Annotated in this window: 20 protein-coding genes; 3 read left to right on the top strand and 17 right to left on the bottom strand. The window is 46.3% G+C overall.

The features are described 5' to 3' along the window. Positions 1-75: 75 nt before the first annotated feature. The 3 genes from fsa to SLH55_RS11240 form a co-directional block, all read right to left on the bottom strand. Positions 76-717, bottom strand: a complete 642-nt coding sequence (fsa, locus tag SLH55_RS11250; protein ID WP_219165481.1) for a fructose-6-phosphate aldolase — start codon at positions 715-717, stop codon at positions 76-78. 178 nt (positions 718-895) lie between these two features. Further along, the gene (fdaB, locus tag SLH55_RS11245) at positions 896-1,753 is read right to left on the bottom strand and encodes a class IIb fructose-bisphosphate aldolase FdaB (RefSeq protein ID WP_098351487.1); all 858 of its coding nucleotides are present in this window, start codon (positions 1,751-1,753) and stop codon (positions 896-898) included. A gap of 180 nt (positions 1,754-1,933) precedes the next feature. Continuing rightward, a complete protein-coding gene (locus tag SLH55_RS11240) occupies positions 1,934-2,296 on the bottom strand; it encodes a response regulator (RefSeq protein WP_206858194.1) in 363 nt (120 codons plus the stop codon). A gap of 190 nt (positions 2,297-2,486) precedes the next feature. Here SLH55_RS11240 and SLH55_RS11235 point away from each other — a divergent pair, with 190 nt between their 5' ends. Continuing rightward, positions 2,487-3,011 carry a DUF2529 domain-containing protein gene (locus SLH55_RS11235; RefSeq protein WP_219165482.1) on the top strand — a complete coding sequence of 175 codons (525 nt, stop codon included), beginning with the start codon at positions 2,487-2,489 and terminating at the stop codon, positions 3,009-3,011. 503 nt (positions 3,012-3,514) lie between these two features. On the opposite strand, the gene SLH55_RS11230 is transcribed toward SLH55_RS11235, so the two are convergent. From SLH55_RS11230 to SLH55_RS11185, 10 genes are all read right to left on the bottom strand, one after another. Continuing rightward, complete coding sequence (locus SLH55_RS11230) at positions 3,515-5,119, bottom strand: CTP synthase (RefSeq protein ID WP_226675539.1); 1,605 nt, start codon at positions 5,117-5,119, stop codon at positions 3,515-3,517. A 436-nt stretch (positions 5,120-5,555) separates the two neighbouring features. Next, complete coding sequence (gene rpoE, locus SLH55_RS11225) at positions 5,556-6,122, bottom strand: DNA-directed RNA polymerase subunit delta (protein WP_320323411.1); 567 nt, start codon at positions 6,120-6,122, stop codon at positions 5,556-5,558. A 159-nt stretch (positions 6,123-6,281) separates the two neighbouring features. Beyond that, positions 6,282-6,464 carry a hypothetical protein gene (locus SLH55_RS11220; RefSeq protein WP_219165485.1) on the bottom strand — a complete coding sequence of 61 codons (183 nt, stop codon included), beginning with the start codon at positions 6,462-6,464 and terminating at the stop codon, positions 6,282-6,284. A 452-nt stretch (positions 6,465-6,916) separates the two neighbouring features. Next, the gene (gene icmF, locus SLH55_RS11215; protein ID WP_320323410.1) at positions 6,917-10,183 is read right to left on the bottom strand and encodes a fused isobutyryl-CoA mutase/GTPase IcmF; all 3,267 of its coding nucleotides are present in this window, start codon (positions 10,181-10,183) and stop codon (positions 6,917-6,919) included. Beyond that, positions 10,180-10,833, bottom strand: coding sequence for a TetR/AcrR family transcriptional regulator (locus SLH55_RS11210; protein ID WP_034765087.1), 654 nt, complete (start codon positions 10,831-10,833; stop codon positions 10,180-10,182). Before SLH55_RS11210 ends, icmF begins: the two co-directional genes overlap by 4 nt. Before the next feature lie 237 nt (positions 10,834-11,070). After that, a complete protein-coding gene (locus SLH55_RS11205) occupies positions 11,071-12,210 on the bottom strand; it encodes an acyl-CoA dehydrogenase (protein WP_320323409.1) in 1,140 nt (379 codons plus the stop codon). Positions 12,211-12,322: 112 nt separating this feature from the next. Beyond that, entirely contained in the window at positions 12,323-13,459 is a 1,137-nt protein-coding gene (locus SLH55_RS11200) for an acyl-CoA dehydrogenase (protein WP_320323408.1), read from the bottom strand. A 23-nt stretch (positions 13,460-13,482) separates the two neighbouring features. Beyond that, a complete protein-coding gene (locus tag SLH55_RS11195) occupies positions 13,483-14,334 on the bottom strand; it encodes a 3-hydroxybutyryl-CoA dehydrogenase (RefSeq protein ID WP_219165489.1) in 852 nt (283 codons plus the stop codon). Between the two features lie 201 nt (positions 14,335-14,535). Continuing rightward, entirely contained in the window at positions 14,536-15,723 is a 1,188-nt protein-coding gene (locus SLH55_RS11190; RefSeq protein ID WP_219165490.1) for an acetyl-CoA C-acetyltransferase, read from the bottom strand. A 313-nt stretch (positions 15,724-16,036) separates the two neighbouring features. Next, positions 16,037-18,154 carry a 4Fe-4S dicluster domain-containing protein gene (locus tag SLH55_RS11185; protein ID WP_320323407.1) on the bottom strand — a complete coding sequence of 706 codons (2,118 nt, stop codon included), beginning with the start codon at positions 18,152-18,154 and terminating at the stop codon, positions 16,037-16,039. A gap of 303 nt (positions 18,155-18,457) precedes the next feature. On the opposite strand from SLH55_RS11185, the gene cls reads away from it, so the two are divergent. Continuing rightward, on the top strand, positions 18,458-19,663 hold the full coding sequence (gene cls / locus SLH55_RS11180) for a cardiolipin synthase (RefSeq protein WP_320323406.1): 1,206 nt from the start codon (positions 18,458-18,460) through the stop codon (positions 19,661-19,663). A gap of 11 nt (positions 19,664-19,674) precedes the next feature. After that, the gene (gene uvsE / locus SLH55_RS11175; protein WP_320323405.1) at positions 19,675-20,631 is read left to right on the top strand and encodes a UV DNA damage repair endonuclease UvsE; all 957 of its coding nucleotides are present in this window, start codon (positions 19,675-19,677) and stop codon (positions 20,629-20,631) included. Between the two features lie 56 nt (positions 20,632-20,687). Here uvsE and SLH55_RS11170 read toward each other — a convergent pair whose 3' ends face one another. From SLH55_RS11170 to SLH55_RS11155, 4 genes are all read right to left on the bottom strand, one after another. Further along, positions 20,688-20,867, bottom strand: coding sequence for a XapX domain-containing protein (locus SLH55_RS11170; protein ID WP_032086963.1), 180 nt, complete (start codon positions 20,865-20,867; stop codon positions 20,688-20,690). Positions 20,868-20,972: 105 nt separating this feature from the next. After that, complete coding sequence (argS, locus tag SLH55_RS11165; RefSeq protein ID WP_320323404.1) at positions 20,973-22,643, bottom strand: arginine--tRNA ligase; 1,671 nt, start codon at positions 22,641-22,643, stop codon at positions 20,973-20,975. A 4-nt stretch (positions 22,644-22,647) separates the two neighbouring features. Next, complete coding sequence (locus tag SLH55_RS11160; RefSeq protein WP_257474816.1) at positions 22,648-23,085, bottom strand: DUF1934 domain-containing protein; 438 nt, start codon at positions 23,083-23,085, stop codon at positions 22,648-22,650. Between the two features lie 579 nt (positions 23,086-23,664). Next, positions 23,665-24,705: an NAD-dependent epimerase/dehydratase family protein gene (locus SLH55_RS11155; protein WP_320323403.1), complete on the bottom strand. Its 1,041-nt coding sequence runs from the start codon at positions 24,703-24,705 to the stop codon at positions 23,665-23,667. Positions 24,706-24,938 lie beyond the last annotated feature (233 nt).

Raw genomic sequence — 24,938 nt, 5'->3', positions numbered from 1 at the left:
ACTAGTGTATACATAATTCGTCAAAACATGTATAGGATAATCGAATTTTTTTCTTTTAGACCGATTGACCTAAAATCAGCGGTTGTTCCAATCATTCAGGAATGCATCAATTCCTTTATCCGTCAGTGGATGCTGGAATAATTGCTTCAATACTTTAAGGGGAACGGTTGCAATGTGAGCCCCTCTTAGTGCCGCTTCTGTAATATGCTGCGGGTGACGGGTCGAAGCCGCGATGATTTCTGTTTCAAGGCCGTGAATCGCGAAGATTTCAGCAATCTTGGACACAAGCTCTAGACCATCATGACCGATATCATCTAATCTTCCTAAAAAAGGCGAAACATACGTCGCTCCGGCACGAGCGGCTAAAAGCGCCTGATTCGCACTGAAAATCAGCGTGACATTTGTCTTAATCCCTTCTTTAGCAAAAGTAGATGTCGCTTTAAGGCCGTCTGGTGTCATTGGAAGCTTCACCGTGATGTTTGGAGCGATTTTCGCGAGTTCCCTGCCTTCTTTGATCATGCCTTCAGCATCTGTCGCGATGACTTCAGCGCTGACAGAACCAGGGACTAAGTCTGTAATTTCTTTTAATCGATCTTCAAATGTTACGTCCTTCTCTTTCGCGACAAGGGACGGATTCGTTGTCACTCCTGATAGAATACCCCATTCAAATGCTTCTTTGATTTCACTCATGTTTGCTGTATCGATGAAAAACTTCATAATCCTACTACCCCTTTTCGACAAAATTTTCAATCATCTTTAATGAACGGAAGGGACTGACCCAAAAAGGTATCAACCCTCTCCTGGTGCCAGTCCCATCCTACTGCATCATTCTATTTCTACCACGATTGGAACGGGTCTAATCTAAATCAGACGCCTTTTCCAAACATTACCTTCATTACGCCTGGTTAGAAGAACCGAATTCGCGCATTTTACCAGCAACTGTCGCTTTGATCGCTTCACGAGCCGGCCCCATGTATTTACGTGGATCATATACTTCTGTATCAGCTGCAAGTACTTCGCGTACCGCTTTAGCAGAAGCAATTTGGTTTTCTGTGTTTACGTTGATTTTAGCTGTTCCGTAAGAAATCGCTTTTTGGATATCTTTTGTAGGGATTCCAGTTCCGCCGTGAAGTACTAGAGGTACTCCAGTCGCAGCTCCGATTTCTTCCATTTCTTTGAATCCAAGGTTTGGTTCACCTTTGTAAGGACCGTGAACAGAACCAAGTGCAGGTGCAAGTGTGTCGATGCCAGTGCGCTCAACCAATTCCTGACACTCTTTAGGATCTGCATAAATAACGCCGTCTGCCACTACGTCATCTTCCTGTCCACCGACTGTTCCAAGCTCAGCTTCAACAGAAACGCCTTTAGAGTGAGCATACTCAACCACTTTAGAAGTGATTTCGATGTTCTCTTCGAAAGGACCGTGAGAAGCGTCGATCATTACAGATGTGAAACCTGCATCGATTGCTTCTTTACATTTGTCATAGCTTGAACCGTGGTCAAGGTGGATCGCAACAGGTACAGTGATGTTCAGGTCTTCCATAAGACCTTCAACCATTTTCACAACTGTTTTGAAGCCGCTCATGTAACGCGCCGCACCTTCAGATACACCAAGGATGACAGGTGATTTTTCTTCTTCTGCCGCTTGCAGGATCGCTTGAGTGAACTCAAGGTTATTCAGGTTGAATTGACCTACTGCATAGCTTTTTTCTTTTGCTTGAATAAGCATGTCTTTCATTGAAACTAAAGGCATGGTTATTTCCTCCTTTTATTCAGTCAGTAAACCATTTTGGTAGAAATGGCGGTGTTATTTATAGCACCTTGTGACATTGTTTACAATTTCACTTGTATCATACCAAAACAGAATTGATTTTACCAACTGAAGAGGCGAAATGTTAAAAATACTACTATTTTCACTATTCACACAAAGGGATCAAGCTGGAATATATTGCTTGACGGCTTTTCTGATATCATCAATATCAAAAGGCTTCGCAAAATGAGTAAGCGCTCCCAAGTCTTTCGCTTCTTGAATCATGTCGAGTTCCCCGTATGCAGTCATGATAATGACACGAATATCCGCATCTTTCTGCTTCATCCGTTTCAGGATTTCAATTCCATCCATTCCAGGAATTTTCATATCGAGTAAAACCAAATCAGGGGAGTGATTATCTACGATTTCAAGAGCCTGGATGCCGTTCGCTGCCTGAAATGTTTGGTACCCTTCCTTTTGTAACACTTCATTCAATAGTATCCTTATACCAAATTGATCGTCTACAATTAGAATCTTCTCATTCATACGTCCCAGTCCCCTTCACATTATGATCGTTATGTAATCCGACAGTAAATGATTGTATATTTATTACTTATTCTCTTTTTATTGTAAAAACCCTTCTTAATCTCAAGATTTTGCTTGAGACCTTTTTCCCTTTATAATAAGCGTTATGATGAAAAATGTCGAAGAAGAATAGTGAAGGAGACCGAATTCTATGATTAAAATGTTCACCACACAGTTAACGGGACTGTTTAAACGGATTTATGATAAGCAGGAATTTGAAATTGAAGACGGAGCGCGACTGCTCGCTCAAGCTGCCATCGGACAGGGGCACATCTATATGAAAGGATATGGGGAAATGGAAGCCGTCACGGCAGAAGCTTTGTATGGCGCAGAGCCTCTCCCTTCCGCGAAACGATATGATGCTTCTGTTGAACTGACTGAAGCTGATCGCGTGCTGATCGTTTCCCGCTATTCAACAGATGAGGAAGCCTTGGCACTCGGTAAGAAGCTTTCTGCTGAAGGTGTTCCCTTCGTTGCTGTGTCCGGTGTCGTCGAAGGAGAAGAGAGCTTATTGGATTTTGCGGACATTCACCTGGATACCAAACTGATTAAAGGGATGCTTCCAGGGGATGAAATCGGCGAGCGCGTGAGCTTCCCTTCGAGCATGGCCGCCCTTTATCTTTATTTTGCACTGGGATTTGTGATTCGTGAGATGTTGGAGGAGTATGAGGAGTAGATGGTTTGAGCCCTTTCTCGGTGGAGGAGGGCTCCTTTTTATACGTCTTTTTTGAACATACTAATTGACGTGATGATTAGAATGGACAATGAATAGATGATGACAGTACAAGATGGTTGAGAGATCAGGTTAAGCACTAGAGTTGATAAATAGGCGGAATAATTCCGCTTATTTCGTAATGTATATAGTAAAAAAGCCGAAATAGAAGGAAAAATTCCGCCTATTGTCTCTATATATACAAAAATGCTGGAATTTTCTGTGCGTAGTCGGAAAATCTCCGCTTATTTATCCCCAAAAAAGATATATTCTGAATATAACCGGAAAAACTCCGCTTATTTTACTTCTACTCGTTTATCAAGAGTACTTAAATTAGAACCTCGCGAAATTTCCAGAAGATTATAGAAAGACTGATATATCCCTAAAACGGTCGATAAACCCAATCCACGCGCTCCAACTCACACAAAAAAGCCCTCCCACACAGGGAGAGCTCTTCCAAAGATATCTTATTTCCCACCATACGCAAGTGACGCTTCCACAAAGTCTCTGAATAGAGGCTGCGGGCGTGTCGGGCGTGATGTGAACTCCGGATGGAATTGAGAAGCGACGAACCATGGGTGGTCGCTCAGCTCGATGATTTCCACAAGACGGCCATCAGGGCTTGTGCCTGAGAAGATGAAGCCGGCTTTTTCCATTTGCTCACGGTAGTGATTATTGAATTCGAAGCGGTGACGGTGACGCTCGTACACGACTTCCCCATCGTAGGCCGTATAGGCTTTTGAGCCTTTTGTCAGCTTACAAGGATACAGGCCGAGTCGAAGTGTTCCACCAAGGTCTTCGATGTCTTTTTGTTCCGGTAACAGGTCGATGACCGGATACGGCGTTTCTGGATTCAGCTCAGCAGAGTGTGCACCTTCAAGTCCAAGGACATTGCGCGCATATTCTACGGATGCAAGCTGCATACCAAGGCAGATCCCAAGGAAAGGAATCTTGTTCTCACGTGCATATTGCGTCGCGGAAATTTTCCCTTCCACACCGCGGTCACCGAATCCACCCGGTACGAGGATTCCATCTACGCCTGCGAGTTTTTCTGCTACGTTTCCATTGTCGACAAGCTCAGAGTTCAACCATCTCACTTCGATGTCGCTGTCGAAATGGTACCCTGCATGACGAAGGGCTTCCACGACAGAAATATAAGCATCCTGCAGTTCAACATATTTCCCGACAAGGGCGATCGTTGTTTTGCGGGATAGGTTTTTCACGCGGTCAACCAGTTCGTTCCACTCGGTCATATCTGCTTCGTGGCAATCGAGCTTCAAGTGCTGACATGTGATCTCATCAAGCTTCTGGTCCTGAAGGGCAAGTGGTACAGAGTATAATGTATCTGCATCCATCGCTTCAATAACAGCATTTTTATCGATATCACAGAATAACGCGATTTTGTCTTTCATGTCCTGCGTCATCGGCATTTCGGTACGCACGACGATGACATTTGGCTGGATACCAAGGCTGCGAAGCTCTTTTACGCTGTGCTGAGTCGGTTTTGTTTTCATTTCACCGGCTGCCTTGATGTAAGGAACGAGTGTACAGTGAATGTACATCACGTTGTCACGGCCTACATCGCTCTTGATTTGACGGATCGCTTCAAGGAATGGAAGAGATTCGATATCCCCTACCGTTCCACCGATTTCTGTGATGACGACATCAGAATTCGTTTCGCGACCGGCACGGTATACGCGCTCTTTGATTTCGTTCGTGATGTGAGGAATGACCTGCACGGTTCCACCAAGATAATCACCGCGGCGCTCTTTTTTCAGTACAGTTGAGTAGATTTTACCCGTTGTGACAGAGCTGTATTTTGTCAGATTGATGTCAACGAAACGCTCATAGTGACCTAAGTCAAGATCTGTTTCCGCACCGTCATCGGTTACGAATACTTCACCGTGCTGATAAGGACTCATTGTCCCCGGATCCACGTTGATGTATGGATCGAACTTCTGGATCGTGACGCTCACTCCACGATTTTTCAATAGTCTTCCAAGGGACGCTGCTGTGATCCCTTTCCCTAGTGACGACACTACGCCGCCTGTTACGAAAATATACTTAGTCATGTATATGTCCCCCTTCAAAATAAGTTTGTTTCAAAAAAAGTAGAGGGTGTCTCTTATGTAGTCATGTCATGAATTTATCTTGTTCAAAGAAGGACAAGTCCATTCTCCTAAAATAAATCCATCTGCATAAACCAGCTAAAAGACAGCCTCTTATTATCAAGATGCGTAAAAATGTAAGGGGTCTTTAAAAGATAGATTCGCTCGTTCACGTCAAAGCATTCTTCTTATAAAAACAAAAAACGCCCCACTTACAATCATGTAAGGGGAGCGTGATATACGTTATCTGTCCCTTTTTAGGGAGCCCAAATAAAATACTACCTTCCTAGAGAGGAGAAGTCAAGCATAGAATGAGGACCGAATTTTCAATCATTTCAATGGAAATAAAAAGCCCCCAAAAGGCAATGAACCTGGTGGAGGCTTTTAGGATTCGGAGGGATTACTTCTCTTCCTCTTCGTCCAAATCTTCTTCATCTTCTTCGTCTTCGTCATCAACGTCATCGAATTCATCGATTTCAAGTTCTTCTTCGTCTTCATCGATGTCCAGATCTTCGTCCGCATCGTCTACATCGATATCGTCATCGTCGTCATCTGTCAGATCATCGTCATCGTCTGAATCATCAAGATCATCGTAATCAAGATCTTCATCGTCCAGATCATCGAAATCATCCAGATCCAGATCTTCGTCTTTCTTCTTCGCTTTTTTCTTTTTGCTGGATTTCATCGTTGGAACGGTTTCTTCTTCGATTTGATCAACCGGATACCATTCTCTTAATCCCCAACGGTTATCACCCATGGCAATGTATCGTCCGTCAATATTCAAGTCGGTATAGAATTGAAGTAAACGGCTCTTTACCTCTTTATCAGAGATTTCAAGTAAACCCTTGATTTCCTTCACGATCTCTTCAAATGCCATCGCTTGCTTTTTCTCTACTAAAATTTCATGTGCCAGCTCAATGAATGATGTTTGACGCAATTCTTCTTTGGATAATTGCTTAAGACTCACTTTACGCACTTCCTTTCTCTATTTCACACTCTACTAAGTAGAGTAAAAAAGGGCAAAAATTCTCCATTATCAATTTTAACCATATTCATCATTATAAACAATATAAATCACTTTATGCCAGACATATCTGGTTTTTCCCACATTTTTTCACACCTGATTTCAAGAAGGTCTGCCATTCCCCCATTTTTCTTCTCTCTTACCGCTCCTGATCGTCCGGAACGCTTCATAGAATAAATAGAAAGACAGCAGGAAAAAAGGGATGGCCCCCAGTTGAATCTGGTATAAAAGGATGGCGGCGTACAGGGTGAGAATCAATAATATGTAACGTAAAATGGCCTTCACAGTCTCACATCCAAACGTATGTATCGTCTTTTTCGTTCACATTTCTGACAATTTTATTATATAGGAAATCTTACCCTATAACTATTACGTTCATGTTAAAAATTGGTTGAGTTCGTATAAAGGATAGACGGTTTGGCGGGTTTTTAAACTTGTCAGGTGAATTTATTCTTTAGATAGGCGCTGTTGATTTCCGCTCCAGGATGCTCGCTTTCCGCGGGGCGTGAGTTGAGCCTCCTCGGCTTTGCCTGCGGGGTCTCAACTTTCCCGCTATTCCCGCAGGAGTCGAGCACCTTCCGCTCCAATCAACTTAGTATATTACTCAACAATTAGCTATTAGTAAAAAAGAATTTCCCCCATCGTTAAGACTATGCCTGATCATCCCTTTATAGAATGTTCACTGTGAAAAAAGAGACCACTGCACCCCCACAGTAGTCTCATTTCTTTATTCTTTGTTACATATTACGTCTATACTGTCCGCCTACTTCGTAGAGGGCGCGTGTGATTTGTCCGAGGCTTGCGACTTTCACGGTTTCCATGAGTTCTTCGAAGATGTTGCCTCCGCCGACGGCTGCCTGCTTTAAGCGTGTGAGGGCTTCTTCGGTTTTATCTTTGTGCTGTGATTGGAAGTCTCGGAGATTATCAATTTGTGTTTCTTTTTCTTCTTTTGTTGCACGTGCCAGTTCCATGCTGTCCATGTCTTCTTCTGAAGGTGGATTTGGATTCAGGTACGTGTTCACTCCTACGATCGGAAGCTCTCCGGAATGCTTTTTCATTTCGTAGTACATGGATTCTTCTTGGATCTTCCCGCGTTGATACTGGGTTTCCATTGATCCGAGTACGCCTCCGCGGTCATTTAAGCGGTCGAATTCTGTGAGGACCATTTCCTCCACAAGATCTGTCAGCTCTTCTGCAATGAACGAACCTTGAAGCGGATTTTCATTTTTGGATAATCCATGTTCTTTCGTGATGATCATCTGGATCGCCATGGCACGGCGGACAGATTCTTCCGTAGGTGTCGTAATGGCTTCATCATAGGCGTTTGTATGCAGGGAGTTACAGTTATCCTGCAGGGCCATCAATGCTTGAAGCGTCGTACGGATATCGTTGAAATCAATCTCCTGTGCATGCAGGGAACGACCGGATGTCTGGATATGATATTTCAGCTTCTGACTGCGTTCGTTGGCACCGTATTTATCTCTCATCACCGTTGACCAGATGCGACGGGCCACGCGTCCGATCACCGTATACTCGGGATCGAGACCGTTTGAGAAGAAGAATGATAAGTTTGGTGCAAAGGCGTTGATATCCATCCCGCGGCTCAGATAGTATTCCACGTAGGTGAAACCGTTCGCCAGTGTGAAGGCAAGCTGAGAAATCGGATTTGCCCCCGCTTCGGCGATATGGTAGCCCGAAATCGATACAGAATAATAGTTTCTCACCTTATGATCGATGAAGTACTGCTGGATGTCCCCCATCATGCGGAGGGCGAATTCAGTTGAGAAGATACACGTGTTTTGTCCCTGATCTTCTTTTAAAATATCGGCCTGAACCGTTCCACGGACGACTTGCAGCGTCTGTTCCTTCACTTCCACATATTCTTCGACTGTGAGTACGCGGCCAAGCTCCTCTTCCTTCATACGGATCTGCTGATCGATGGCTGTGTTCATATACATGGCAAGGATGATCGGTGCCGGACCGTTGATCGTCATGGAAACCGACGTTGACGGCGCACACAGATCAAAGCCTGCATACAGCTTCTTCATATCCTCGAGCGTACAGATGCTCACGCCGCTCTCCCCGACTTTTCCGTAAATGTCCGGACGGTGATCTGGATCTTCACCGTATAATGTTACAGAGTCAAAGGCCGTACTCAGGCGTTTCGCATCATCATCTTTGGATAGATAGTGGAAACGGCGATTCGTCCGTTCAGGCGTTCCTTCCCCGGCAAACTGACGCTTCGGATCTTCTCCTTTTCGCTTAAAAGGAAACACTCCAGCTGTGTAAGGGAATGAGCCAGGCACATTCTCTTTATATACCCAATCCAGAATCTGACCGTAGTCTTTGTATTTCGGAAGGGACACTTTCGGGATATCGAGACCGGATAAGCTTTTTGTCTTTAATTCAGTGACAATCTCTTTATCACGGATCTTCGTGACGAACTGATCCTTGCTGTAGGTCTCTTTTAGAGAATCCCATTTTTGTAAAATTTGTTTGGATTCTGCCGTCAATTTATTTTCGATTTCTTCTTTCAGTGTTTGAAGGGATGTGACGACCCCGTCATTCGTTTCTTTCTCGTTGACTGCTTCGATGGCGCCTTCAAGCTGGAATAATCGGCGGGCCAGGTTTACCTGCTCTTCGGCTTTTTTATGATAATTGCGAACCGTTTCGGCAATTTCGCGCAGATAGTAACGGCGGTTGTTTGGAATGATGACATTTTGCTTTTCAACATCCACATCTTTGGAGAAACTCGTTTTCCAATCCAGCTCCATTTTATTGTTCACTGTTTCGATCATCGCCGCGAAAAGGGCATTCGTTCCAGGATCGTTGAACTGGCTGGCGATCGTTCCGTATACAGGCATGTCATCAAGATCTTTATCAAACAGCATATGACTGCGCTGGTACTGCTTCTGCACCTGGCGTCTCGCATCCTCTGAACCTTTGCGCTCAAATTTATTGATAACGATCAGGTCTGCATAATCGATCATATCGATTTTCTCAAGCTGGGACGGCGCACCGAATTCACTTGTCATGACGTACATAGACATATCACAGATTTCAGCGATTTCCGCATCCCCCTGCCCGATCCCGCTCGTTTCAACGACGATCAGATCATACCCTGCCGCTTTCACGACATTGATTGCGTCTTTGATGGCAAGTGAGAGCTCCGTCTTTGATCCACGTGTAGCAAGACTTCTCATATACACACGTGGATTGAAGATCGCATTCATGCGGATCCGGTCACCAAGAAGGGCTCCGCCTGTTTTTTGCTTCGTTGGATCGATGGACAGGATCGCGATTTTCTTTTCTGGAAGTTCATTGATAAAACGGCGGATCAGCTCATCCGTCAATGAACTCTTCCCTGCTCCACCCGTTCCGGTGATCCCTAATACAGGTGCTTTTTTCGCTAAATTCTTGATTTCCGAAAAAACGGTCTGGGCTGTAGCCGCCACTTCTTCATTGGCCCCTACCTGGTACTCGGCAAGTGAGATCAGCTTCGACACCGTGTTCACATTTCCAGTCGCAAGCTTTTCAACTTCTTGATTGACGCTTCCTTTGATAGTCGGGAAGTCACACTCCTCGATCATCTTGTTGATCATCCCTTGAAGACCCTGCGTACGTCCGTCTTCCGGTGAGAAAATGCGGGCAATTCCGTATTCATGGAGTTCCTTGATTTCACGAGGGATGATGACACCACCGCCTCCGCCATAAATACGGATGTGGGATGCCCCTCTTTCGTTTAAAAGGTCGTACATATATTTAAAGTATTCGACGTGACCGCCCTGGTAGGATGAAATCGCAATCCCCTGAACATCTTCTTGAATAGCAGCATTGACGACTTCTTCTACAGAACGGTTATGTCCCAAGTGGATCACTTCCGCCCCACTTGCCTGGATAATCCGACGCATTATGTTGATCGACGCATCATGTCCGTCAAATAGGCTCGATGCCGTGACAAAACGTACATGGTGCTTTGGTTTATAAATCTCAACCGTGCTCATATTACTCCCCCTGTTCTCCCTTGTTTTTCAAATCCGATGATTCCTGCAAACAGCAGCTCGATTTGAAGATCGATATATTCCTCAAGTGTGAATCGTTTCTGCATCGCCCAACGACGGAATCCCCACATCTGTCCCTGGACAAATACATTTTGAGCCAGCATATGGCACTGATTTTCATCAAGCTCAAGCTTTCCGCTTTCCACGCAGCCTTTGATCAGGTCTTCCACCATCCCGACCATTTCAAGTTCCTTGCGAAGCACATAAGGTAAAGCATCCTTTGACAGGGACTTCGCTTCCTGATACATGACAAGCACTTCATCCTGCATCCGGTCCATCACCTTGAAATAATGGGCGATGCCGAGCCTCAAGCTCTCGATCGTCCCTTTGCCGACGTCCAGTTCCTCAAGCTCCAATCGAACCTGTTCATAAATGCTGTCACACACTAAATACAGGACATCTTCCTTTGTTCGTATATATTCATACAGCGTTCCGATACTGAAACCGGCGGCCTTTGCGATCTCTCTGGTCGTGGTGCGATGAAACCCCTTTTGTTTAAACAGAGAAACGGCCCCACGAATCATCTGATCACGCCGCTTTTCCACCAAACGCTCATCCTTAACCGAAGCATGAACTTCCCTCTTCTTATTCAAAACAATCGACCGCCTTTATATTCCGTTTCTCCCATTGACCCTGCTGACTGCTTCATCCCCCAACAAAGCAGTCAGAACTCTGTCTCTATACCAGCACATACCGGGTCTGGCACCCTTAAGCAGCAAGCGATGTCAGTAACCCCTTTACGCCACGAAACATCCAACAACCCCATCGGGTGCCTGACACGCGTTAGGACGAACCGGGTAATCCCCTTCTAAAAAAAATCCCGGCAACCCTTACTTCGTCACCATCCGCGAAATAACCAATCTCTGAATCTCCTGCGTCCCCTCATAAATCTGGGTGATCTTCGCGTCACGCATATAGCGCTCCACAGGATAATCCTTCGTATAACCGTATCCACCAAAAATCTGAACCGCTTCTGTTGTCACTTTCATCGCTGTATCCCCTGCCATCAGCTTCGACATCGCCGATTCTTTTCCGTATGGAAGCCCTTCTGACTCCAACCACGCAGCTTGATAGGTTAATAGACGGGAAGCCTCGATGGATGTCGCCATATCGGCGATCTTGAATGAAATCCCCTGATTCGCTGCAATCGGCTTGCCGAACTGCTCACGCTCTTTGGCATAGTCGACAGACGCATCAAGGGCCCCTTGTGCAATCCCGACAGCTTGAGCGGCAATTCCATTACGGCCGCCGTCAAGAGTCATCATGGCAATCTTAAAGCCGTCGCCTTCCTTGCCAAGCATGTTTTCTTTCGGTACTTTACAATCTTCAAAGACGATTTCAGTCGTTGGCGATGAACGGATCCCGAGCTTCTTCTCTTTTTTCCCGACAGAGAACCCTTCAAAGTCTGCCTCTACGATGAACGCACTCGTTCCACGCTGGCGCTGTGAAGGATCTGTCAAAGCAAATACAATATACGTATCCGCGATTCCACCATTTGTGATGAAAATTTTAGACCCGTTCAATACGTAGTGATCTCCTTCTAAACGAGCTGTCGTCTTCATTCCGCCAGCGTCAGATCCCGAACCCGGCTCAGTCAGCCCATATGCACCGATCTTCTCGCCCTGTGCCATCGGACGGAGATACTTCTGCTTCTGTTCTTCCGTACCGAATTTGTATACCGGCCAGCCGGCTAATGAAGTATGAGCAGAAAGGGTTACACCCGTTGACGCACACACCCTTGATAACTCTTCAACAGCGATACAGTACGCCAGATAGTCACTGCCGATCCCGCCGTACTCTTCCGGCCAAGGAATCCCCGTTAGCCCAAGCTCAGCCATCTTCTTGAATAAATCCATATCAAAGCGCTCTTCCTCATCACGCTCAGCAGCAGTCGGCGCCACCTCGTTCCGTGCAAAATCACGGACCATCTTACGTATCATTTCATGCTCTTCTGACAATTTAAAATTCATCTCAAGTTCCTCCTCTTCTCATCTGTAAACCGGTGCTGGCACTCTAAAAAAGCCAGCCGTGAAACCTCACACTATAGGCGCCTGAATGTATTCACTTCGACACCCCGACTGATTAAACCAACAGATTCTTCCCAATTACCATCCGCTGAATCTCGCTCGTTCCCTCGTAAATCTCCGTCACCTTCGCATCCCGGAACAGGCGCTCAACAGGATACTCCTTCGTGTAGCCATATCCGCCATACACCTGAATCGCTTCCGTCGACACTTCCACGGCCGTTTTCGAAGCAAACAGTTTGGCCATACTTGCTTCTTTCCCGCAGGAGATGTTGTTTGAGCGGAGATTAGCCGCACGGTACACAAGTAGCTTCGAGCCTTCAACTGCCGTCGCCATATCGGCAAGCTTAAAGCCGATTCCCTGCTGGGCTGCGATCGGCTTGCCGAATTGCACCCGCTCTTTGGCATAAGCCGTTGAATAATCAAAAGCTGCTTCAGCGATGCCAAGGGCCTGAGCGGCGATACCAATCCGGCCGACATCAAGATTCGCCATGGCGATTTTGAAGCCCTCCCCTTCTTCACCGAGAAGGTTTTCAGCAGGCACTTTCATATCTTCAAAGGTCAACTGAACGGTCCGGGAACCGTGAAGACCCATTTTATGTTCGTCTTTCCCGATCACAAGACCCGGTGTGTCTTTCTCTACAATGAAGGCAGATACGCCCCGGCTTCCTTTGGTTGGGTCCGTTGTGGCAAAAACGATATACGTATCCGCTTCTCCACCATTCGTGATGAAGACTTTCGATCCGTTCACCACATAATGATCCCCACGTTTCTCAGCACGGGATTTCAGGCTCTTCGCATCGGATCCGGCGCTCGGTTCCGTCAGACAGAAAGCACCTAAATACTCACCCGATGCAAGCTTCGGAAGGTACTTTTGCTTCTGCTCCTCGTTTCCGAAATAAAGGATCGGATTGGTCCCTACAGACGTATGAACGGACAAGATGACCCCGATGGTTGCGCTTACTTTTGACAGCTCGTGGATCGCAATGATATACGATGTGAAGTCCATCTCCGAACCGCCGTATTTCTCCGGGATCGTGATCCCCATCAAACCAAGCTCAGCCATTTTATTTAAAATCTGTCTCGGGAATTCTCCCTCTTCCATTTTCTCGATGAACGGCTGGATCTCTGTTTCGGCAAAGTCCCGGACCATCTTTCTCATCATCTGCTGTTCTTCCGTGAATCGTAACTCCATGACTGTTTCCTCCCCGATGTTCGTTATTCGTACGAATAGAAGCCGCGCCCTGTTTTCTTACCGAGCCAACCGGCTTTCACATATTTTCTAAGCAGCGGACACGGGCGGTATTTATCATCCCCGAAGCCTTCGTGCAGGGTTTCCATGATGTACAGGCATGTGTCCAGTCCGATGAAGTCTGCTAACGTCAGAGGTCCCATCGGGTGATTCATACCGAGCTTCATCACTTCATCAATCGCTTCTTTACTTGCCACCCCTTCATACAGAGTAAAGATCGCTTCATTGATCATCGGCATCAGGATCCGGTTTGAAACGAATCCAGGGAAATCCTCCACTTCCACCGGTACTTTATTGAGTGATTTCGTCATGTCTTCAATCGCCTGATACACTTCATCCGTCGTCGCCAGTCCCCGGATGATCTCAACGAGCTTCATGACCGGAACCGGGTTCATGAAGTGCATGCCGATCACCTGCTTCGGACGTTTCGTCGCTGCAGCGATTTCTGTAATCGGCAGTGACGATGTATTAGAAGCTAGAATCGTGTGCTCAGGAGTGATTTCATCCAATTGAGCAAAGATTTTCGTCTTGATGTCCATATTTTCAACTGCCGCTTCGATGACAAGGTCCACTTGTTTGGCATCGTGGATATCCGTTGAAGACGTCAGGCGGTTCAACGTTGCTGTCTTGTCTTCTTCTGACATTCTCCCTTTTTCAACGGAGCGCGTCAGATTCTTTGTGATGACGCCCATTCCCTTTTGGACAAATTCTTCTTTTAAATCGTTCAGGTATACATGGAATCCGGCCTGAGCACATACTTGGGCGATTCCTGAACCCATTTGTCCTGCGCCGATGACCATTACGTTTTTGATGTTCATATTGTTCTCCCCTTTGTAATCTATAAGACTGGTAATCCAGTTGGTTTGGTTTTGGATGGATCAGCTGCTGATTTTCAGCGGAAATTCAGCAGCTGAACCTATGTGTGTACCAGGTACAACGAGACCATGATGTACCTGGTACAAAACAGCCATTATGTGCCTGGTACAATCAACCTCATCTGTACCAGGTACAACCACCCCCTACTGCTTCGCCACCTCAATCATAATCGCATCCCCTTGACCGCCTCCGCTGCAGATCGAGGCAATCCCGACTCCGCCACCGCGGCGTTTCAGTTCGTATGCCAGTGTCAGGATGATACGCGCCCCACTTGCTCCGATCGGATGACCGAGGGCAACCGCTCCACCATTTACGTTCACTTTTTCAGGGTCCAATCCTGCAATTTTTCCGCTGGTCAATGCAACCGCTGCAAACGCCTCGTTGATTTCAAACAGGTCGACTTCTTCCAGTGATTTTCCTGTTTTCTTCAGAAGCTCGTTGATGACAAGACCCGGTGTTTGCGGGAAGTCTTTCGCTTCAACAGCGATGGCAGTGTGGCCAAGGATCGTCGCTAACGGCTGCTTGCCTTCTTTCGCTGCTCTTTCTTCACTCATCAGCACCATGGCAGCCGCCCCGTCGTTTACTCCTGGCGCGTTTCCTGCCGTGATGGTGCCCTCTGAACCAAAGACCGGGCCTAATTTGGCCAGTGCTTCGATGGACGTTTCCTTCCGTGGTGCTTCATCTTTATCGACGACAACCGGATCTCCCTTGCGTTGCGGCACCTCGACGGCGACGATTTCCTCACCGAGTACGCCTTCTTCCGTCGCTTTCACTGCCCGCTCGTGGCTTCTGAGTGACCATTGATCCTGCTCTTCTCTTGATAGTTCGAATTCCTTCGCTGTTTCATTTCCGTACGTGCCCATGTGGACGTTATTGAAGCTGCAAGTCAATCCGTCGTGAACCATCAGGTCTTTCACCTGTGAGTCTCCCATCTTGAATCCCCAGCGGGCTTTCGGAAGGATATAAGGGGCATTGGACATGGATTCCATGCCGCCTGCCACGATCACTTCACCGTCGCCAGCACGGATGATCTGATCACCAAGCGTGACGCTCCGCATTCCGGATGCACATACTTTGTTGATCGTTTCCGTTTTGACATTCCACGGCAATCCCGCATGGCGTGAGGCTTGACGTGAAGGGATTTGCCCCTGCCCGCCTTGCAAAACCGATCCCAGGATGACTTCTTCAACATCTTCCCCGCTTACGCCGGCTCGTTTCAAGGCTTCCTTCACAGCGAATCCGCCAAGCTCTGAAGCTGTGAAACTGCTGAGGCTTCCCCCGAATTTACCAAAAGGTGTTCTAGCTCCATCTAAAATAACCGTTTTTCCCATCTCCATCGCTCTCCTTTATATGAGTTTCATTCGACAAATTGTATACGCTTTCAATTAACTTTAAAAAATTTTGAACGACTCTCGACTGAACGCTCGCTCAACTATTCTCCACAAGAGAAGGGACAATTTCTGTCCCCAATATACCTTTATTGTACTTCAAATTCAGCTTGAACGCATTGATTTTTTAGAAAGTTTTTATTTTTCCATCAAATTTATTATTGTAGAAAAACAATAGGAGCGAAACGCAATAGAGACTATTTTGTTTCACTCCTAAATGTGTGTCTAATTCATTATTGTTTTGATAATATTCTTTTTATGAAGCTGCCGGCTGATCGTTTTGATTACCACAAACGGCTCTTTCCAGGATTTCTGCGACATCGAGAGTCGACACCGTTTCTTCAACTTCTTTTGCTTTCGTACCATCTGATAGCATGGTCAGGCAGTATGGACAGCCTGAGCTGATGACCGATGGATTGACAGCCAGTGCCTGTTCGGTACGGGAAACGTTGACGCGGTGACCTGCATCTTCCTCCATCCACATGAGTCCTCCACCTGCACCACAGCACATGCCTTTTTCACGGTTACGCTCGATCTCGACCAATTTCACGCCGGAAATCGATTTCAGGATTTCACGCGGTGGATCGTATACTTCGTTGTAACGACCAAGGTAACAAGAATCGTGGAAGGTGATCGTTTCGTTCACTTCGTATTGCGGTTTCAGGCGGCCTTCCTGTACAAGCTGGTGCAGAAGTTCTGTATGGTGATAGACCTCTGCTTCCAGACCAAAGTCCGGATACTCATTTTTGAAAATGTTATAAGCATGCGGATCGATCGTGACAACCTTCTTGATCTCATGCTTTTCAAATTCGGCGATGTTCTGTCCGGCAAGCTCCTGGAATAAGAATTCATTTCCAAGGCGGCGCGGTGTATCTCCGGAGTTCTTTTCCTTATTTCCAAGGATCGCGAACTTCACTCCCGCTTCATTCATCAGCTTGGCAAAGGATAGAGCGATCTTTTGGCTTCGGTTATCGAATGAACCCATGGATCCGACCCAGAATAGGAATTCAAAGTCTTCTCCGGCTTTTTTCATTTCTTTCACTGTAGGAATCGTGACGTCTTCTCTTGCTTCACGCCAGTTTTCACGTTCTTTACGGTTCAGACCCCAAGGATTCCCCTGGCGCTCGATGTTTTGCATGGCGCGCTGTGCGTCTGCATCCATCTTTCCTTCTGTCAGAACGAGGTAGCGGCGAAGGTCGATGATTTTATCGACGTGTTCGTTCATGACCGGACATTGGTCTTCACAGTTACGGCATGTTGTACATGCCCAGATTTCTTCTTCCGTGATGACATCACCGATCAGGCTTGGACTGTACGTAGCTCCTGCAGCTGCTTCTTCAGCCGCTTGAGTGGCACTTGCCATCGCAAGCTGATTTCCTTTTGTGCCGTTGAAAGCAAACGTCGGCACCCAAGGCTTCTTCTGTGTCACGACTGCACCATGATTGGTGAGGTTATCACGAAGTTTGACGATCAGGTCCATCGGGGAAAGCATTTTCCCGGTTCCCGTTGCCGGACACATATTCGTACAACGACCACATTCCACACATGCATAGAAATCGATCATTTGATGTTGTGTAAATTCTTCTATTTTTCCTACCCCGAAGCTTTCGGCTGACTCATCTTCAAAGTCGATGGGCTTCAGCTTCCCAGGGTTGTCTAAACGATTGAAATAAACATTGGCAGGTCCTGCAATTAAATGCGCGTGCTTTGACTGTGGCACATACACAAGGAATGCCAATAAGAATAGTAAATGAATCCACCAGGCAATATAGAAAATGGCGATGGAAGCCGTTTCTCCGATTGCTCCAAGTGCTCCTGCTATCAGTGACGCTATAGGCTCAGTCCAGGCAAGTTCTTCTCCATGCCAGATGAGGCCCATTCCGTTCCCGACAAGGACGGAAAGCATTAATCCACCGATGAACAATAGGACGAGTCCTGACTTGAATCCTCTTTTTAATCGGACCAACTTTTCCACATAGCGGCGATGGAAAGCCCAGACAACCGCGACGAGGATCATCAGTGTGACGATCTCCTGGAAGAACGTGAATCCAGGGTATAAAGGTCCAAGAGGCAGATGGCTACCAGGTGCCAGCCCTTTCCAGATAAAGTCGATTGCCCCGAATTGGACAAGGATGAAACCATAGAAGAACATGACGTGGATCGCTCCACTTTTCTTATCCTTCAGAAGCTTCTTTTGTCCGAAGACATTGACCAGGATCTTCTGGAATCGCTCTTTGAATCGTTTGTCGAACTCCACTTTCTTCCCGAGCTTAATATATTCAATTCTCGTCTTTACTACATACACAAACAGACTCAGTGCATAAACGGTCACAAGGATAAATGCGACCCAATTGAGAATGAGTAACCCATTCATAGACAAACACTCCCCCTTCTTTGGTCTGAAATGAACATCCCCTTTGTTCAAACTTTTACAAACCAAATTAATATTCTGAATAGTTCATATCTCCATTATATTATGAATGAGCATTCAGTCAATGGTTTTTACGAATAAAAATGAAAACCTTTTCATGAACGGATATTCATTTTCCCAAAAGAAACAGGACTATTTATCCCCCCACATGTTTCAAAAGAACGGGTAAATGGGAAAAGAAGAAAGAATGCAATGTACATAAAATTAAGGACATACTAAAGACAATGCAAATGAGAGAGTGATTCTATGTGGTGGTTGATTCTGCTGTTGATCCTTGCCGCTGTCATCGGATGGATGATGATTGATTTCCGATTGGGAAGAAGTCATTTTATCCGCACGCGGACAAGAAGAGATTATGAGAAACGAATGAGTGATATCCAATTGTTTTCAAGGGGACCCGAGCTTTTCGATCAAATGTTTAAAGAGATGAGAGAAGCAAGGTCTTCTATTCATGTTTTATTTTATATCGTCCAGGATGACCATTTTGCCCTGAGGTTCATGGAATTACTGAAAGGAAAAGCACGAGAAGGGATAGAAGTCCGTCTTCTGATGGATCAGATCGGGAGTCATAACGTCCCTAAATCAAAGGTGAAGGACCTTCGGGATGCGGGTGTGGAAGTGGATTTCTGCCGAAGAGTGAAGCTTCCTTACCTGTTCTTTTCCTCCCAACAGCGTAATCACCGGAAGATCACCGTCATTGATGGTACGATCGGTTATTTGGGTGGCTACAATATCGGGAAGGAATACATCGATGAAAATGATAAGCCTGAACTTTCCCCCTGGAGGGATTATCATCTCCGCTTAAAGGGCGAAGGGGTCCACGATCTCCAGACAGAATTCTGTATTGACTGGTTCCGTGCAACGAGGAAGGATCTGAAGGATGAAGCGACGTACTTCCCTTCTGCTGAAAAAGGTAGTATTCAGCATCAGATCTTCCCTACAGAAGGCATCAATATCGAAGACTTCTTTGGGAAATTCATCGATGAGGCACAAGATGAGGTCATCATCGGAACACCGTACTTCATCCCCACCCCCCCATTGATGGATGCCCTCATGGGTGCATTGGACAGGGGTGTCACCGTTAGGATCATCATACCGAATAATGCCGATCATATGCTGGTGAAGGAAGCGGCCTTTCCTTATTTCAGGCCTCTCCTTGCAAAAGGAGCACAAGTGTATCAATTCATGGACGGCTTTTATCATGCGAAAGTGATGGTCGTCGATGATCATTTCTGCGATATCGGAACGGCAAACTTTGATAAAAGAAGCTTTTTCATCAATTTTGAAATTAATAATCTGATTTATGACAAAGGATTCATTCAGACACTGAAAAAGGAAATGGCTAAAGACATGGAAGCTTCTGATCCATTGAGCGAAAGCGATCTCTCTTCCGTCTCCATGCTCACCCGTGTAAAAGAACGCATCGGTTCAGCCATTTCAATCTTACTTTAGGGGGATGACTCATGAAAGTCCGTTTAGGGTTCGTGGCAAACTCCCTCTCTTTATGGGATGCAAGCCCGGCCAAAACCATGACCTACAAGAGATATTCAGAGTTACCCAAAGGTGAGCGCATGGATCGCCTGAAGGAAGTGACGGCGTTAAACCTGGAGCATACGAAACGCATCCTCTATCTGTGCGCTGCTCATGAAATTAAACTGTACCGATTATCGAGCTCCCTCGTCCCCCTTGCCACCCATCCGGAAGTGGAATGGGATTTCTACTCCCCATTTAAAAGTGAATGGAAGGAGCTTGGGGATCTGATCAAGAAATTCGGGATCAGGTCAAGCTTCCATCCGAACCAGTTCACCTTGTTCACAAGTCCCAAGGAGCATGTGACGGACAATGCCGTGAAGGATATGGTGTACCATTACCGGATGCTTGAGTATATGGGAATCGAAAAGGATTCCGTCATCAACATCCATATCGGTGGAAGCTATGGGGATAAGGAAGCGACATTGGTCCGTTTTTATGAAAACTTGAAGAGTCTCCCCCTTGATGTGAAGGACATCATGACGTTGGAAAACGACGACAAGACGTATACGGTCAACGAAACGTTGAGTGTATGTGAAAAAGAGGACATCCCCATGGTCCTCGACATTCATCATCATGAGGCGAATCCGGGTGAAGAGCCACTTGAAGATCAACTGGAACGTATTTTTGCCACATGGGACAGAAGAGACTTAGTGCCGAAAATACATATTTCCTCCCCTAAATCGGAAAAGGCTTTCCGTTCACATGCTGACTTGGTCGATCCCGGATTTGTGGAGGGATTCTTTAAGACGCTGAAGAGCCTCGATCAGGACGTGGACTTTATGATCGAAGCTAAAGCTAAGGATCTGGCGATGCTGAAACTGATCGAAGACCTCTCCTCCATTCGCGGGGTGAAAAGGATCGGCGGGGGGACGCTTGAGTGGACGTAAAAAAAAAGATGGGCACGTGGTGTCCGTCTTTTTTTGTTTGGTCGCGTATGTACGATTTACTTGAACACGGATTCGATCCAGGGCTGAATCGCCATAAAGGCTTTGAATCCAAGGTAGATGCCCACGATTCCCGCAATTCCGGCAAGTGCGGGCGGTGCCGGTATCGGAAGCTTGAACAGAGCAAAGATAAACCCGACCAAAAATCCCGTTACAATAGCTAAAACGACCGTCTTCATACCATTCTCCTCCTACATTCATCTACCATTATTATACGTTAAACCGTGAGAAATATAAGAAAAAAAGGTCCACCCCCTTTGAGGGACGGACCTTTAAAATGGACTTTACATTTTTTCCGGAGCTGCTACACCGATTAAAGCAAGAGCATTTTGCAACGTAACACGTACCACTTTCACTAAAGCGAGACGAGCTGTTGTCAGCTCACGATTTTCTTCATCAAGTACTTTGTTGGCATTGTAGAAGCTGTGGAAAGCGGATGCCAGGTCATTGATGTAATTTGCCACGCGGTGAGGTGTGCGTTTCTCAGCCGCATCAGCGATCATTTGTGGGAATTCACCCAGTTTTTTCAGTAGGTCGACTTCTTTTTCCGTACCGATCAGCTTTAAGTCGATCTTGTCTTCAGAAGAGAGTCCCTGTTCTTTTGCCTGACGCAGGATACTGCAAATACGCGCGTGGGCGTATTGAGCGTAGTACACAGGATTTTCGTTGGATTGTGATACGGCCAAATCCAGGTCAAAGTCCATGTGCGTGTCGGCACTTCTCATGGCGAAGAAATAACGGACTGCATCAAGACCGACCTCTTCCACTAGCTCACGTAACGTAACGGCTTTTCCTGTACGCTTACTCATCTTCATCTTTTCACCATTTTTGTAGAGATGAACGAGTTGAATCACTTCGACTTCCAGCTTGTCACGGTCAAAGCCAAGAGCTTCGATGGCCGCTTTCATACGAGGGATGTATCCGTGATGGTCCGCACCCCAAATATTGATGAGTACATCATGTCCGCGCTCGAATTTATCCTGATGATAGGAAATATCCGGAGTCAGATATGTGTACGTGCCGTCGTTCTTAATCAGAACACGGTTCTTGTCGTCACCAAGTTCAGTCGAACGGAACCAGGTTGCACCGTCCTCTTCGTAAACGTGACCGTTGTCTCTCAAAGTCTTCAGCGCAGCGTCGATCTTGCCGTTTTCATATAGGGATGTTTCAGAGTACCAGACGTTGAATGGTACACGGAACATTTCAAGATCCTTTTGAAGCTTCGCCATTTCAATCTTCAGGCCGTACTCACGGAAAAACTTGTAGCGTTCTTCATCGCTTACTTCTGCATATTTAGAACCGAATTCTTCCGCCAGCTTCTTCCCGATTTCGATGATGTCCTGTCCGTGATACCCGTCTTCAGGCATCGCTTTGTCTTGTCCCAGCGCTTGGAAATAACGGGCTTCAACGGAAATCGCCAAGTTGTGGATCTGATTACCGGCATCATTGATGTAGTATTCACGAGTTACCTTATAACCTGCTTTTTCAAGGACGTTACATAGGGAATCACCAACCGCGGCGCCACGTGCATGGCCGAGGTGAAGGTCACCAGTAGGGTTGGCAGAAACGAACTCGACGTTCACTCTCTCACCATTTCCAGCATCTGATTGACCGTATTCCTGATCCTGATCGAGAATCAAAGAAATCAAGTCTGTTAAGTACTCGTTGTTCATGTAGAAATTGATGAATCCAGGTCCTGCGATCTCCATTTTCTCGATGGAAGCTTTGGACTGGTCAAAGTTTGCGACGATGTCATCAGCGATCATGCGCGGAGCTTTCTTCGCAACGCGTGCAAGCTGCATGGCCATATTCGTTGAATAATCACCGTGTGACTTTTCCTTCGGTGTTTCAAGGATCACATCGGGGATCTGCTCCTCTGTTGCGAGTCCCGCTTTCAGAACCGCTGCTTTGATTTCGGCTTTCAGGTTTTCTTGTACTTTTTCGACGATATTCATATCCCTATGCTTCCTCCTTATAGTGAATGGACATAACATAATCCCCAACCGGGCTGTCCTGCATCTTTAACTCGTATGAAAGATTGAAATCCCCTTCAAGCGTCGAGTCACTCTGTGTATGTGAAAGTGTTTTTGTTTTGGTTGTCAGTAAAAGGGTGCCAAGCTGGCTTTCGTAGGAGCCGTTCTGCTCCTCGAGTTCGTTGAAGGCCATTCTCATTTTGACTGCTCCGCTCCTGAGGATGAGGGCCTGTCGATCTGTGACTTTGACAATCGTATGAGTGGTCCCTTCCTCTTGCACCTCATCGTACTTTAGAAAAATGGCATCCCCTTTTTCATAGTATCGACCAAATGATACCAATTCAAAAGAGTCACTTTCCTCTCCTATTGTGATCTTGGTTTTCAAGTGAACTTTGACAGGTGTAGAATCCGCTTTTGCCGTCAAACCACTCACATCCTTTTCTTTTTAGGGTCCGATCAAGTGATAGGTCCGTCCCTCAAATGGACGGCCCTTCCTTCTAACTAATTAAGTATAAGAAGTATTGGGGGAAATTGCAATGGAACAGGGTGAGTTTTCATTTTTTGGAGGGGATGTAAGCGGATTTATGTTTTATTTTAATAGATAATAAGAAGGGCCTTTTCAGTTAGGCAATCAGGTTAAGCATAAGCGCTGATAAATAGACGGAAAAATTCCGGTAAATAGTAATTCATTTCTAATAATGACCGAAATAGCCGGAAAGATTCCGCCTATTGCTTCGAAAAATAGTAAAATGGGGGATTTTTCTGTTCATAAGCGGAAAATCTCCGCTTATTTAACCTCAGAACGAGTTCCGTTCTGAATATAACCGGAGATTTTCCGCCTATTTTACTTATGTTGGCTCTTCTATAAAGGCAAGACATCTTATTTCAACGATTACGATGGTCCAATAAAGAAACTCGCCCATCACTGCGTCGAGTTCTCCTTTTTTATATCATTTCGGCAAAAAGCCCCCCACTTCATGGAAGCAGGGTTCTTTATGATGGTCTATTTTTTGATAAGACCGTCCCGTTTCATTTGGTTCACTTGATCGGTGAATGTTGTTTCGAGACTTCTGTACGTCATTCCAAGATCCGCGATACTTTTCTTGGTATCGAATTTTACAGGGTGTCCGACGTTTTTGCTCACATACGGTCTTGTAAGTCCAACTGTAGGTGCAATCAGCCAGATGAGGGGCTTCGGAACCACCCTGGTCGGGAGTGGATACTCATTAGGGAAGTTCTTTGCAATCAGCTTTGCGATTTCGATGAACGTGATTTCACCGCCTGATAGGATGTAGCGTCCTTTCGCTTCCGGTGTGAAGGCTGCGAGCATATGGGCTTTCGCGATGTCACGCACATCGACGACTCCTGTTGGGAGATCCGGCACCCCTGTCTTAAATCCGCCGGTCAGAAACGATAGAATCGTAGACGTGCTCGTGGAGTCCGTCCGTTTGGTGAGTGCCGGCCCCATAACGAAGGAAGGATTGATGGTGACAAGATCCCAGCGGTCCTGAGCTTCCATCATCTTCCACGCTTCTTTTTCCGCTACGGTCTTTGAGTAATTGTAAGGCTGGTGTTCCGTTGAGCTCGTCGTATTCCAATCGTCTTCTGAGAAATGAGTCTTGCCCTTCATATCAATATGGTCACCGAAGATGGCGACGACGCTGCTGGTCAAGACGACACGCTTGACGGACTCTGCCTTATTCACTGATGTTAATACGTTTTGAGTTCCTTTTCTCGCCGGTTCCACGAGTTCTTTTTCAGGATCTTTGATGCCATTGATCAAGAAGGGAGAGGCTGTATGGAAGACGTACTCCGAGCCATCGACGGCTTGATCGAAGCTCCCTTCCTTCAGCAAGTCGGCTTCGTAAATGGTCAAGGTCCCGGGAGTGGCAGTTTCAATGTCTTTCAGATGCTGGTATTTTTCTTCTGTTTGCAGGTTGCGGACGGTCGTTCTTACGTCATGCCCCTGTTCAAGGAGTTCTTTCACGAGCCATGAGGCAACGAAGCCTGTTCCGCCGGTTACGAGTACGGTTGATGGGTTCATATGATCATCCTTCTTTCGTTTTTTTGTAAAGGCTGTTTTCGCAAAGAGTGTTGCTATTCATATTCAGACGAAGGTTTGCGAATGCTCTGTCATATAGGGTGTGGTGCAGGAGGGTGAAGGGAACTGCTTCGCTTTCCACGGACGTTCGGCCGAGCCTCCTCAGCAAAAACCGCTTCCGGGGTCTCGGCACGCCCGTTTTCCGTAGGAGTCTACGCAGTTCCCTTCACCCTCTA

It is taken from the genome of Rossellomorea sp. YZS02 (assembly GCF_033963925.1).
Lineage (GTDB): Bacteria > Bacillota > Bacilli > Bacillales > Bacillaceae_B > Rossellomorea.
This window is presented reverse-complemented; position numbering and strand designations above follow the sequence as displayed.

What these genes read in the sequence shown, in the direction of transcription:
- fsa (WP_219165481.1), bottom strand. Translation starts at nt 717, where the DNA reads ATGAAGTTTTTCATCGATACAGCAAACATGAGTGAAATCAAAGAAGCA.
- fdaB (WP_098351487.1), bottom strand. Translation starts at nt 1,753, where the DNA reads ATGCCTTTAGTTTCAATGAAAGACATGCTTATTCAAGCAAAAGAAAAA.
- SLH55_RS11240 (WP_206858194.1), bottom strand. Translation starts at nt 2,296, where the DNA reads ATGAATGAGAAGATTCTAATTGTAGACGATCAATTTGGTATAAGGATA.
- SLH55_RS11235 (WP_219165482.1), top strand. Translation starts at nt 2,487, where the DNA reads ATGATTAAAATGTTCACCACACAGTTAACGGGACTGTTTAAACGGATT.
- SLH55_RS11230 (WP_226675539.1), bottom strand. Translation starts at nt 5,119, where the DNA reads ATGACTAAGTATATTTTCGTAACAGGCGGCGTAGTGTCGTCACTAGGG.
- icmF (WP_320323410.1), bottom strand. Translation starts at nt 10,183, where the DNA reads ATGAGCACGGTTGAGATTTATAAACCAAAGCACCATGTACGTTTTGTC.
- SLH55_RS11205 (WP_320323409.1), bottom strand. Translation starts at nt 12,210, where the DNA reads ATGAATTTTAAATTGTCAGAAGAGCATGAAATGATACGTAAGATGGTC.
- SLH55_RS11200 (WP_320323408.1), bottom strand. Translation starts at nt 13,459, where the DNA reads ATGGAGTTACGATTCACGGAAGAACAGCAGATGATGAGAAAGATGGTC.
- SLH55_RS11195 (WP_219165489.1), bottom strand. Translation starts at nt 14,334, where the DNA reads ATGAACATCAAAAACGTAATGGTCATCGGCGCAGGACAAATGGGTTCA.
- SLH55_RS11190 (WP_219165490.1), bottom strand. Translation starts at nt 15,723, where the DNA reads ATGGGAAAAACGGTTATTTTAGATGGAGCTAGAACACCTTTTGGTAAA.
- SLH55_RS11185 (WP_320323407.1), bottom strand. Translation starts at nt 18,154, where the DNA reads ATGAATGGGTTACTCATTCTCAATTGGGTCGCATTTATCCTTGTGACC.
- cls (WP_320323406.1), top strand. Translation starts at nt 18,458, where the DNA reads ATGTGGTGGTTGATTCTGCTGTTGATCCTTGCCGCTGTCATCGGATGG.
- uvsE (WP_320323405.1), top strand. Translation starts at nt 19,675, where the DNA reads ATGAAAGTCCGTTTAGGGTTCGTGGCAAACTCCCTCTCTTTATGGGAT.
- SLH55_RS11170 (WP_032086963.1), bottom strand. Translation starts at nt 20,867, where the DNA reads ATGAAGACGGTCGTTTTAGCTATTGTAACGGGATTTTTGGTCGGGTTT.
- argS (WP_320323404.1), bottom strand. Translation starts at nt 22,643, where the DNA reads ATGAATATCGTCGAAAAAGTACAAGAAAACCTGAAAGCCGAAATCAAA.
- SLH55_RS11155 (WP_320323403.1), bottom strand. Translation starts at nt 24,705, where the DNA reads ATGAACCCATCAACCGTACTCGTAACCGGCGGAACAGGCTTCGTTGCC.